Origin of the sequence: Mycobacterium marinum, from assembly GCF_003391395.1 — a bacterium.
GTDB lineage: Bacteria > Actinomycetota > Actinomycetes > Mycobacteriales > Mycobacteriaceae > Mycobacterium > Mycobacterium marinum.
Genome location: NZ_CP024190.1, coordinates 5406171 through 5417266, shown reverse-complemented (window position 1 = coordinate 5417266; position 11096 = coordinate 5406171). Strand labels below are relative to the sequence as shown.

At 67.5% G+C, this 11096-nt stretch carries 9 protein-coding genes; 3 read left to right on the top strand and 6 right to left on the bottom strand.

Annotated elements, in window-relative coordinates:
- Positions 1–4: 4 nt before the first annotated feature.
- A complete protein-coding gene (locus CCUG20998_RS29475) occupies positions 5–1816 on the bottom strand; it encodes a PE family protein (RefSeq protein ID WP_038580713.1) in 1812 nt (603 codons plus the stop codon).
- 119 nt (positions 1817–1935) lie between these two features.
- The gene (locus CCUG20998_RS22715; protein WP_020726473.1) at positions 1936–2859 is read right to left on the bottom strand and encodes an SAM-dependent methyltransferase; all 924 of its coding nucleotides are present in this window, start codon (positions 2857–2859) and stop codon (positions 1936–1938) included.
- A gap of 80 nt (positions 2860–2939) precedes the next feature.
- Here CCUG20998_RS22715 and CCUG20998_RS22710 point away from each other — a divergent pair, with 80 nt between their 5' ends.
- Positions 2940–3746, top strand: coding sequence for an enoyl-CoA hydratase/isomerase family protein (locus CCUG20998_RS22710; RefSeq protein ID WP_036456454.1), 807 nt, complete (start codon positions 2940–2942; stop codon positions 3744–3746).
- 3 nt (positions 3747–3749) lie between these two features.
- Here CCUG20998_RS22710 and CCUG20998_RS22705 read toward each other — a convergent pair whose 3' ends face one another.
- From CCUG20998_RS22705 to CCUG20998_RS22685, 4 genes are all read right to left on the bottom strand, one after another.
- Complete coding sequence (locus CCUG20998_RS22705; protein ID WP_020729651.1) at positions 3750–4619, bottom strand: LLM class flavin-dependent oxidoreductase; 870 nt, start codon at positions 4617–4619, stop codon at positions 3750–3752.
- Between the two features lie 144 nt (positions 4620–4763).
- Entirely contained in the window at positions 4764–5528 is a 765-nt protein-coding gene (locus CCUG20998_RS22700; RefSeq protein ID WP_020729652.1) for an STAS domain-containing protein, read from the bottom strand.
- A 556-nt stretch (positions 5529–6084) separates the two neighbouring features.
- Positions 6085–7389 carry a DUF4873 domain-containing protein gene (locus CCUG20998_RS22690; RefSeq protein WP_020729653.1) on the bottom strand — a complete coding sequence of 435 codons (1305 nt, stop codon included), beginning with the start codon at positions 7387–7389 and terminating at the stop codon, positions 6085–6087.
- On the bottom strand, positions 7386–8291 hold the full coding sequence (locus CCUG20998_RS22685) for an AurF N-oxygenase family protein (protein ID WP_020729654.1): 906 nt from the start codon (positions 8289–8291) through the stop codon (positions 7386–7388). The genes CCUG20998_RS22690 and CCUG20998_RS22685 overlap by 4 nt, the downstream gene beginning before the upstream one ends.
- A 155-nt stretch (positions 8292–8446) precedes the next feature.
- Between CCUG20998_RS22685 and cobF the strand changes: the two genes are divergently transcribed.
- Positions 8447–9190, top strand: a complete 744-nt coding sequence (gene cobF, locus CCUG20998_RS22680; protein WP_012396112.1) for a precorrin-6A synthase (deacetylating) — start codon at positions 8447–8449, stop codon at positions 9188–9190.
- Between the two features lie 170 nt (positions 9191–9360).
- The gene (locus CCUG20998_RS22675; RefSeq protein ID WP_020729655.1) at positions 9361–11076 is read left to right on the top strand and encodes a PE family protein; all 1716 of its coding nucleotides are present in this window, start codon (positions 9361–9363) and stop codon (positions 11074–11076) included.
- Positions 11077–11096: the final 20 nt, after the last annotated feature.

Sequence of the window (11096 nt, the reverse complement as noted above, 5' to 3'; positions counted from 1 at the left end):
CGGGCTAGCCGGGTAACCCGAGTGCGCCGAATATCCGGCCGCCGGCGCCACCGGCACCCGGGATCGCGCCGGCGCCGCCGGCACCGCCGTCCCCGATCAGACCGGCGTTGCCGCCGTTGCCGCCATTGCCCGTGGTGGCACTGACGCCGCCCGCGCCCCCTCCACCGCCCGTACCGTAGAACCATCCGCCGGCTCCGCCGGTGCCACCGCTGCCGCCCACTCCCGCGTCGGAGAACAGCAGGCCATCGCCCCCGGCGCCCCCGGAGCCGCCGACGCCGATCAACCCGGCGGCGCCCCCGGTACCTCCGGTGCCTCCGGCGCCAGCGGGGCTGCCGCCGCTGGCGGTGCCGCCGGTGCCGCCGGTGCCTCCGGCCCCGCCCATGCCTCGCAGCAGCCCGCCGGCTCCGCCGGCCCCACCGGATCCGCCGGATCCGCCCGCGGCGCCGAAGGGGTTGGCGGCGCCGCCGGTGCCTCCGGTACCGCCGGTGCCGCCGGTGCCGAACAACCCGGCCGCCCCGCCGGCCCCACCCATGCCGCCGACTCCGCCAGTCCGGTCGGCCTCGCCGCCCTGTCCGCCATCGCCGCCGTTGCCGGCGATACCGGAAAACAATCCGGCGTTGCCGCCGTTACCGCCGTTGCCTCCCGAGCCGGAATTATCAGAGCCTTGGGTTCCAGGACCACCGCCGGCCCCGCCGGTGCCGCCGTTGCCCCAGAGCCCGGCGGAGCCCCCGTTGCCGCCGTTGCCGCCCGGCCCGCCATTACTGTTGAAACTTGCCGGCCGACCGGCACCGCCGGCTCCGCCATCACCGCCGTCGCCGCGTAGCAGACCGCCCTGCCCGCCGGCGCCCCCGTTTGCGGCCACACCGCCGTCGCCGCCGATACCGCCGTTGCCGATCAGTCCGGCGTTTCCGCCACGACCGCCGACCTGGCTGCCTGTGGGTACTGCGGGGTCGTTGAGGTCGCCGCCAGCCCCGCCGTTACCGCCATTGCCGCTCAGCATGCCGCCGGCACCGCCGGCACCGCCGGCCGCGCCATTGGCGCCGTCGCCACCGGCACCGCCATTGCCGATCAGACCCACGCTCCCGCCGTCTCCGCCGGCCCCACCATTGAAAAAGAACTGCTGTCCCGCGCCGCCGGCACCACCCGCGCCGGCATTGCCGAACAGCCCCGCGTTGCCGCCGTTGCCGCCGGCACCGCCGCCGATCACGAACGACGGGCTATCCCCGCCGCCTCCACCGGCGCCGCCGTCGCCGAACAGCATTCCGCCGTGCCCGCCGGCCCCGCCGGCGCCGCCCGGCCCGCCAAGCCCGCCGGCCCCGCCGTTGCCGATCAGCCCGGCGCTTCCGCCGTTACCGCCGGCCACACCCTGGTTCGTGCCGGGCGCGCCGTTGCCGCCGTTGCCGAACAGCAGCCCGCCGTCGTCGCCGCTTTGCCCAGGCGCGGCACCGTCAGCACCGTTACCGATCAGCGGGCGCCCCAGCAAGGCCGTGCTCTGCTGGTTGATCACGTTCAGCAGTTCCTGCAGCGGGGATGCGTTGGCGGCTTCGGCGCCGGAATAGGAGGCCGCCGCACCGCTCAACGATCGCCAGAACTGCTGGTGAAATGCGTTGGCCTCTAAACTGATTGTTCGATAGTCCTGGGCATGGTCGGCAAATAGCGACGCCACCGCGGTCGATATCTCGTCGGTACCCGCGGCCAGGATCTCGCTGGTCGAGGGCAGTGCCAAAGCATTGGCGGTGCTCAGGGCCGAGCCAATTCCTTCCAAGTCAGCCGCCGCGGAAGCCAACAGTTCCGGCACTGCCATCACATACGACATGTTTGTCCCTTGTGTTCTGGTGAGTAGGCGGGAAAGTGCAGCGTATCGCGATACCGAACTGCGTCGTCGTGTTCTGCGAGTATCGTTGTCGGACTTGCTTTCTGGATGCCGTGCTGTTGCTAGTCGGTGGAGCGGACCGCGGTCACGAAGCCGATCGTGCTGGCCGGGCTCTGCCGGTCGGCCGCGGTCAGTTCCGCAAGCCCGGCGGCCAGGACCAGATCGCCATGGTCGGCGGTGGCCGTCTCCCAGCCGTGTGATCGCAGATAGGCCGCGACGTCGGTGTGCTCCCCGGGATAGGTCAAGCCGGCGATATCCATGTCGAGTCCATGGGCTCGCCATCCCTCGGTCATCTGCTGCGCCAGTTGCTGGGACTCCGCCGATGACCCATTGATGGTTCCGTAGTCGGCGGCTAGCCGGCTGCCGACGGCGCTGAGCTCAATGACATTGTCCAGCAATCGAGTTTCGGCCTCCGGAGGAAGGAAACCGATGAGCACTCCTTCGGCCAGCCAGGCGGTCGGGCGGGCGGCGTCGAAACCCGCTGCCCGCAGCGCGGACGGCCAGTCGTCGCGCAGGTCGATGCCCACCGGATGGTGGTCGGCGGTTGGGGATGCACCGAGTCGAGCCAGCGTGGTGGTCTTGAATTCGATCACCTCCGGCTGGTCGATTTCGTACACCCTCATTCCGGTCGGCCAGGGCAGCCGGTAGGGCCGCGCGTCAAGGCCGGAGGCCACGATCACCACCTGGCGCAGTCCCGCGGCGATCGCATCGGCAAAGAACTTGTCGAAAAACAGTGCACGGGCGGCGAACGTGTCCACCATGCGCGCAAATCCGAGACCGGCTGCAACCTCGTCGAGATCAACCTCGCCGGAGGCCGCCCGGGTGAACAAGTCCAGCCCCACGGCGCGGACCAGCGGCTCGGCAAACGGGTCGGCGATGATCGGCCGTGACCGCCGGGTTGCGGCGGCCCGCGCCGCGGCGACCATGGTGGCGGTGGCGCCCACACTGTTGGCCAGGTCCCAGCTATCGCCCTCGGTTCGTGCCATCTTCTTCTCCTTCGACTTAGGCAGGCGTCAATCCACCGTAGGCCGTGTCGGTAAACGATCACGTCGCCTACCGTTCGGGTATGGCTGCAGTGGAATTGCAAACTCTTCAGCACAACATTGCTTGCGTCACCTTGAACCGGCCGACCCGGTTGAACGCCATCGACGGATCGCTGCTCGACGCGATGGACGACGCCCTCGACGCGCTGAGTGGGGGCGAGTTTCGGGCCGCCATCCTGACCGGCGCCGGGCGCGGATTTTGTGCCGGAGCGGATTTGAGCGGCACCGGAGAGCCTTGGACGAAGGCCACACCCACCACCCCGCCGTTCAAGGCCACCTACGATGCCCAGGTCAGACTGGCCGACCAACTGACCCGGCTCTACGAGCTGCCCATTCCCGTGATCGCGGCGGTCAACGGCGTCGCGGTCGGTGGTGGGCTGGCCTTTGCGCTGCATTGCGATATCCGGATCGCTACCAAGGACGCCAGGTTCGGATCGGTGTTCATCAAGGCCGGGTTCTCGTCGATGGACATGGGCACCAGTTATCTGCTGCCCAGAATCGTCGGTGCCGGGGTGGCGCGCGAACTCATGCTGACCGGCCGCATCATCGACGCTGCGGAGGCCTATCGGATCAGGCTGGTGCACGAGGTGGTGGTAGCGGGCGAGTTGTTGACTGCGGCGCAGAAGCTGGCCGGGTCGATCGCCGAGAACAATGCGTATGGCGTGTGGCAGACCAAGATTGGGCTCAACGCGGCGCTGGATGCCCCCAGCCTGCGGCATGCCAAGGAAATCGAGAACCGTACCCAGATCATCAGCGGCTTCACCAACAACCCGGCCGAGGCCGCCCGCGCGCATCAGGAGAAGCGTCCGCCGGCATGGGATTCGCTGTAGCGGCTAAACTTTCGAGATAATCTTCTCGGCGAACTTTTCCAGGTGGGCGATCTTGGTCTGTAGCGGCTCGGTGTCGGGACCCTTGATGTAGGGCATCCGGAAGCCCACGATGACGTCGGTGACTCCTTTGTCCTGCAGCCGCTTGATGCCGTCGACGGTGTAGGCATCCATTGAGATCACATGGATTTCGAACGGGCCGGTGTGACCCTCTTTCTCGCGAAAGTGCTGAAGTTTGCTGATCAGGCGGTCGAGTTCGTCGGGATCGGTACCGCCGCCATGCATCCAGCCATCCAGGCGCGCCGCGCGCCGAAGTGCGGCATCGGCATGGCCGCCGACCAGGATCGGGATCGGCGCAGTCGGGGCCGGGCTCATCTTCGTCTTGGGAATGTCGTAGAACTCGCCGTGGAACTCGAAGTATTCACCGGTGGTGAGACCTTTGACGATTTCGATGCATTCGTCAATCCTTCTGCCGCGCTTGGCAAAGGGCACACCCATCAGCTCGTAGTCTTCCGGCCATGGACTGGTGCCCACGCCCAGCCCTACCCGATTGCCGATCAGCGCGGCCAGTGAACCGGCTTGTTTGGCGACCAGGGCGGGGGGCCGGACGGGGAGTTTGAGGACGAAGAAGTTGAACCGCAGTGTCTTTGTGACCGCGCCCAATGCCGCGGTCAGGACGAAGGTTTCAATGATCTCCTTGCCGTCGAGAAACTCGCGATTGCCGTCGGGTGTGTACGGATACTTAGAGTCGGACTCGTAGGGATAGGCGAGGCTGTCGGCGATCGTCATGCTGTGGTAGCCGGCCGCCTCGGCGGCCTGTGCCAGCGGGACATAAAACGACGGGTCGGTCATCGCCTCGGCGTAGCTGAACCGCACGTCATCCCTCCCTTCTGTGAGCGGGCATCCAGATCGATACTAGAACGTGTTCTAGTGCAATCGCGGCGAGTCCGGACAACCGCGGCTACTCGGCCGGCGCCCAGCAAGCACGCGGGATGAGGGCCCGGCTCACACCGTCGCCGGCTAGAGCTGGTTCTCCGGGCCGATGATCGCCCACACCGTCTTGCCGGTCGCGGTGGGAGTGCTGTCCCACGCGCGGCACAGCGCTTCCACGATGGCCAGGCCGGACACGTCGATGCCCTTTGGCGGAGTCTGCAACCGGATAGCCGGGGCATTGCTGCCGTCGGAGACGGCGATGGTGGCCGCGGTGCCGTCGCACTGGACCTTGATCACTGGGTCGCTTCCGGTGTGCTCCAGCACGTTCTCGACGAACACGTTGACGATCACCAAGGCGACCGGTATCAGTCCGGGTTTCGACCACGACGTGAGCCACTCGCGGACCAGCTTGCGGGACTCGCGAAGGCTGCCCAGGTTGGCGGGCAATTGCACCTGGGCATACCGCACCTTGCGTCGCGCGAGCCGGCCGACGGCCTTGATGGCGCCTTTCTCGGTGGGGTACACCGGCATGAAACGGGTAACTCCGGTGCGGGTGATCAGTTCCCGGCCGGCGCGACTCGCGCACACCAGCAAGATGGGGACATGCTGCGGGGTATCGACCTGCCAGCGTGCGCTGACAAAGATGGACCAGGACGCTTCGTCGGGTACCTGCAGGGCGCTGACGTTGACGACGACGGCGGACGGCTCGTCGAGCGTGGCCTTGATGATGGCATCGCGCAGCGCCGCGCAGTTGGTGGAGTCGATGGCGCCCTCGACCGAAAGGACCACCAGCGAGTCTTCGCTGCGCGTCTCGATAGCCAAGGCGTTGGGAGACTTCGCCGTCGCGTTCACTGGACCCGCTCCCGCTTCCGCGAGCTGATCATCGCCCCGACCGGCGGCCGGTGCCTGGCTAGCCGATCTGCAGACATCCCGAACCGGTATGCCAGCTGCATCCTGTCCTCCGGTTCCATGTCGTGCTCCTCGAACTCCCGCCCGTGATTCGTTAGAGGACACCGCCTTCATCGGTGGCGCAAACTTCCATTTTCGGCCAATGCGGACGCTTTGGGTACATCGGGTGCCATCTGTCCCGCCGATGGCCAGGAGACGGGAAATTTCGTCGGCTATCGATGGTTCGTACCCGGACCGGGTAGATCGGCGCGGCCGGCAAATCCGTGCCGCATGCCAAGGGCGGGCCGGGCGGATCCTGCCACCGCGCCCGCCCGAACTGCCGACCGCTATCGCAGACCATGCCGTTCTCGCTTGTGTCGTCGTCCGCCACCGCACGAGCCACCCAGGATGGTTACCCACACACGTGCGCGGCCAACCCAAGGCTGGGATGGGTCAAGCCTATCGGGCTTGGATCGGACAAGCGCGACGACTACGCGCCCAACGGCCGACGCAGCGACGCCTACCGGCCGCTGTCCGCATAGGGGGGTGCACCCAGTCCCGCGACCGAATGGGTGCCCCACGGCGTTTGCTCGATGACACGTACCGCGGCGCTTCGTTCACCTACGGTCAGGGTGCCCGCCCTGGCCTGCTTGAGCGTGTCCTGCGGAAGCGGATCAAGGACCGTTCCCTGCCAGTGGTAATTGCCGTCGATCGGGTCAAGGTGGCCGGCAAGGCGCACATGCACCGCATGGCGGACGCCGCCAATCTCCAACGTGGCCGCCCCGTCATAAATGTTGGGGATATTGGGAATGCCAGTGTCTTCGGGCGCCCCGGCGGACAGGTCGAACGCCCGAAGCGGCTGGTATGGCTGCACCGGCCTTAGCTGGGCGCGCTCGTTGAACACTTGCTGGCTGCTGCGCAGCACCTCGATGCGGGTGCTGGCGGTGCGTTGCAGCAGGTCCACGCACTCGGCGACGTAGCTGATCCGCGCGGCGACGTCGGGACCGCAGATGAAGAAATAGTTGGGAAACCCGTGCACGGCAACACCCAGGAAGGCCTCCATGCCCGGGTACCAGGCCTGTTGGATGGTCAGTCCGCGCGTGCCCACCAGTGTCGGTTCAACGGTCTGCTCAGGGATGGTGAATCCGGTGCCGTAGATGACGGCGTCGACGGGGTGCTCGATGCCATCGTTGGTCCGGATGCCCGACGAGGTGAGCGCTTCGATGGCTGATGCTGCGATCGTGGGCGCCCGCCGCGGTTGCTTGGCGCCGATGCGGCCGAGCAGCCATCGCTTGGCCTGGGTTGGGCGGCGTGCCAGGTCAGTGACCACGCGCCGTGGTCCCTGGGCGAACACGGTGACCGATGCCGCGGAGTCCGCCCACTCATCGATCCAATGAGCGACGTTGGAGTCGGTGCCCACCACCGCAATGCGCTTGCCCGCCGGACGGAAAGCCGGGTCGGGTGCGCCCGCGTGAAACGACTCGCCCCGGAAATCGTTACGCCCGGCAAGGTCGGGTGTCCAGGGCACGTACACCGGCGGACAGGCCGCCACGACCACGCGCCCGCACACGGTGGCGCCATCGGCGGTGCGCACCGCCCAGGTGTCGGTGTCGTCGTCGAAGGCCGCGCCGATGACCCGGCCGGGCCGCAGCTGCGAGTTGGCGGGCAGGCCGGGGGCATGGTCGAGGATGACGACGTCGCAGACGCCGGCCGCCAGCAGTGCCGCATGCGCACTCCGGCCGCGGGACCCCGCCCCGATGATGACGACGTCGTGACAGTCGTGGCAGTCGCGGGGGGCCCGCGCGACACCGGGGGTGTGGGTCACAAGAACCTGCTGCGCTTCCAGCCGCGCCGCGCGATCGGTCCCAGCAGGCCCACCTCGGTCAGAAAAGTGGCCAGCGGTGCGAAGCCGGCGATCTGTATTTCGCGCCGATGTGGGCTGCTGCGCGCGATCCGGCGGGCCTGCTTGGGGTCCAGGCCCGCTCGTGCGTACGGGATCGGATTGCTGAACAGATAGTTGAAGAAGTACCCGCCGAGCCCGTTGATGTTGGCCATGAACCACCGGTTGACCCGAGGCATCTCGCCCACCCGCTTGCGTGCGCCATCCCGCGCGAACTGGATGTGGCGCGCCTCCTCGGTCACGTGAATCCGCATGAGCCGCTGGATGATTGGCTGCAGTTCCGGATCGTCCATCATCTGGCGCTGCAGCGAATCGAAGATCTCCTCGCCGATCAGCGCGGCCACCCACAGCATCGAACCCCGCTGAAAGGCCAGCGGAAGGGTGTTGATGACCATCCGATGCAATCGCCGTGGGCGTACCGGCTTGGCGCCGATGCGCTCGATGGCTTTGCCGAACATGACCATGTGGCGGGTCTCGTCGCCCAGCTCGGTCAGCTTGTAATGCGTCGAGCGGCTGGTCGGGTCCTCGTGCAGGATGGTGCGCAACAGCGACTGGTTGAGCATGTTCTCGAACCAGATCCCGGCCGAGAGCGTATTGACCAGCTCTTGGCGGGACAGCTCGATCTGCTGCTCGCGGGTCATTTCGTCCCACATCTCGGTGCCGTACAGCGACACCAGCCTGGGGGGCAGGTAGAACTTGTCCGGGTCCAGCGGGGCATCCCAGTCGATGTCGACGATGGGTTCGTAGGACTTTTTGACCGAGCCTCTGAGTAGGCGTTCGGAGAACTCTTCACGACCCGGCCCACTTGGTTTCACCGCAGTGGTCATCGCTTGGCGTCCCTTCATCAGGTGCTTCAGACGTTAGGGAGATCACACTCGATAGTCAATACCCATGGTACTGGGTACCGCCGGTAACGGATAGGTATTTCGCGATCTCAATTACGTTGTGTTGCAAGACCCGGACGACCTCCCGGAAGGACGCCATGGTGAGTCGGCATATTCACGTCATCGGTATCGGCGCCGGTGATCCCGACTATGTGACCGTCCAGGCGATCAACGCGCTCAATGACACGCAAGTGTTTTTCGCGATGGACAAAGGCGAGGCCAAAAGTGAGCTAGTGGAGTTGCGCCGGGCGATATGCGCACGATTTATCCGCGAGCCGCGATATCGCTTCGTCGAGTTGCCCGACCCCAAGCGTGCGGTGGATGCCCATTACGAGGACGCGGTTTCGCAGTGGCACGCGCAGCGGGCACGGATCTGGGCGAGGGCCATCAGCACCGAACTGGGGCCCGGTGGGGTGGGGGCTTTTCTGGCCTGGGGCGACCCCTCGCTTTATGACAGCACCCTGCGCATCCTGGATGCGGTGTCCGCCGAGGTGGACTTCAGCTATGACGTCATCCCGGGCATCACGGCAGTTCAGGCGTTAACGGCCCGGCATCGAATTCCGCTCAATGACGTGGGCGCGCCCGTCGTCATCACCACGGGCCGGCAATTGCGCGCCCGCCAAGTCGCCGGCACGGCGGTAGTCATGCTCGACGCCGATTGCTCGTTTCGGGCCTGCCCGCCGCAGACTCGCATTTGGTGGGGCGCCTATCTGGGCACCGAAGACGAACTGCTCGTTGCGGGCACGGTCGGCGAAGTTGGCGAGCGCATCGCGGCATTGCGTGCCGAGGCTCGAGCGCGGCACGGCTGGATCATGGATACCTATCTAATTCGAACTTATTAAGGGCTTGCGTAGGCGAGCGCGCTGAACTGCACTGGCTCGATGATGAATTAAGGATTTGGTTTAAGCGCCAGTATCGGGCGCTAGATCGCGCTAGCATCGGCGTCCTACTCAACTTGTGTCGAAGGTCACGTTTTGGCAGTTGCGCTGTCGTGGGGTCGGGAGGTTTTTCAATGTCGTGGGTGATCGCAGCGCCCGAGTATGTGGCAGCAGCGGCCAACGATCTCGGGGGTATCGGTTCGACTCTTGCTCAGGCCAACGCGGCCGCGTTGGCACCGATCACCACGGTGTTGCCCGCGGGCGCCGACGAGGTGTCGGCTGCGATTTCGTTCTTGTTCGGTGCGCACGCCCAGGCATACCAGGCGCTCAGTGCGCAGGCTGCGTCGTTCCACCAGCAGTTCGTCCAGCTGATGAGTGGCGGTGCCACGGAGTATGCCGCCGCCGAGGCGGCCAACGTGACGCCGATGCAACAGGTCGAGAACCTGGTAAATGCACCGGTGCTGGGTCTGACCGGGCGCCCGTTGATCGGCAATGGTGCCAACGGAGCCGCGGGCACCGGGGCGGCCGGGGGTGATGGCGGCTGGCTGTACGGCAACGGCGGCACCGGCGGCTCGGGCGCGGCGGGCCAGGCCGGTGGTAACGGTGGGTCGGCCGGGCTGTTGGGCAATGGTGGAAACGGCGGCGCCGGTGGAGCAGGCGCCGCGGGTGCCTCGGGGGTATCCGGCCAGGCCGGTGGTAGCGGCGGTATGGGTGGCAGCGGTGGGTTGCTGTACGGCCTGGGCGGTACCGGCGGTCTGGGTGGCCTTGGCGGCAACGGTGGCGCCGCCACCAGTGCAGGCACCAATGGTGGTGCCGGCGGCGACGGCGGCCTGGGCGGGCGCGGCGGATTCTTATTTGGTGATGGCGGGGTAGGGGGACGGGGCGGCGACGGTGGCGATGCCACCGGTTCCAGCGACGCAACAGGTACCGGCGGCACCGCGGGCTCCGCCGGCAACGGCGGCGACGGCGGCCACAGCGGATGGTTGTACGGTAACGGCGGTAACGGCGGGAATACCGGCAACGGCGGGACATTCCAGGCCAGCGCCGACACCATCGTGTCCGGTGCCGGAGGTGGAAACTTTGCGGTAACCGGCGGTAATGGCGGCGACTCCGGGCTGTTCGGCATGGGCGGCGCCGGCGGTAACGGTGGCGACGGTGGGGCGGGTCAAGCCGCCGCCGGCGACCTGACCTTTGCCGGCGCTGGTGGCGACGGCGCGTTCGGGGGTAATGGCGGCAACGGCGGGTTCATCTGGGGCAACGGGGGCGTCGGCGGCGACGCCGGGGACGGTGCGGCCGGCGGAGCGGGCACCGACAACTTCCAGTCGTATGCCGGCGCTGGCGGCTTCGGCGGCTTCGGCGGTACCGGCGGCCAAGGCGGTCTGTTCGGTAACGGCGGTAACGGTGGCAACGGCGGCAACGGCGGCGACGGCGGCGGGGGTGCGCGCAACGGTGCCGATGCCGGTCCGGGCGCGCTCGGCGGCCAAGGTGGCAGCGCGCTGCTGTTCGGCAACGGCGGCGCTGGCGGAGATGGCGGTGCTACCGGGACGCCCGGCACCTACAGCGATGGCACCGGTACCGGCAGCGTCTACCAGACCAGTGACGGCGGTGGTGGCGGTGACGGCGGCTTCTTCTTCGGTAACGGAGGCAAGGGTGGCGCGGCGGGCAGCATCCCGGCAGGCTTCATGGCTCCCAGCGAGAACGGCATCGGCGGTACTGGCGGTGACGCCGGGCTGATCGGCAACGGCGGGGACGGAGGGGCCGGTGCCCCCGCCGCCCAGGGCGGTATCGGTGGCTTGGGCGGTTCCGGCGGAAAGCTGTTCGGCACGGCTGGGGCGCCCGGACCGGCGTAGCCGCCGATTGCCAGGCGGGT

Bases quoted from the DNA above. Each gene is read 5' to 3' on its own strand.
- CCUG20998_RS22715 (WP_020726473.1), bottom strand. From the start codon at position 2,859: ATGGCACGAACCGAGGGCGATAGCTGGGACCTGGCCAACAGTGTGGGC.
- CCUG20998_RS22685 (WP_020729654.1), bottom strand. From the start codon at position 8,291: ATGACCACTGCGGTGAAACCAAGTGGGCCGGGTCGTGAAGAGTTCTCC.
- CCUG20998_RS29475 (WP_038580713.1), bottom strand. From the start codon at position 1,816: ATGTCGTATGTGATGGCAGTGCCGGAACTGTTGGCTTCCGCGGCGGCT.
- CCUG20998_RS22675 (WP_020729655.1), top strand. From the start codon at position 9,361: ATGTCGTGGGTGATCGCAGCGCCCGAGTATGTGGCAGCAGCGGCCAAC.
- CCUG20998_RS22710 (WP_036456454.1), top strand. From the start codon at position 2,940: ATGGCTGCAGTGGAATTGCAAACTCTTCAGCACAACATTGCTTGCGTC.
- cobF (WP_012396112.1), top strand. From the start codon at position 8,447: ATGGTGAGTCGGCATATTCACGTCATCGGTATCGGCGCCGGTGATCCC.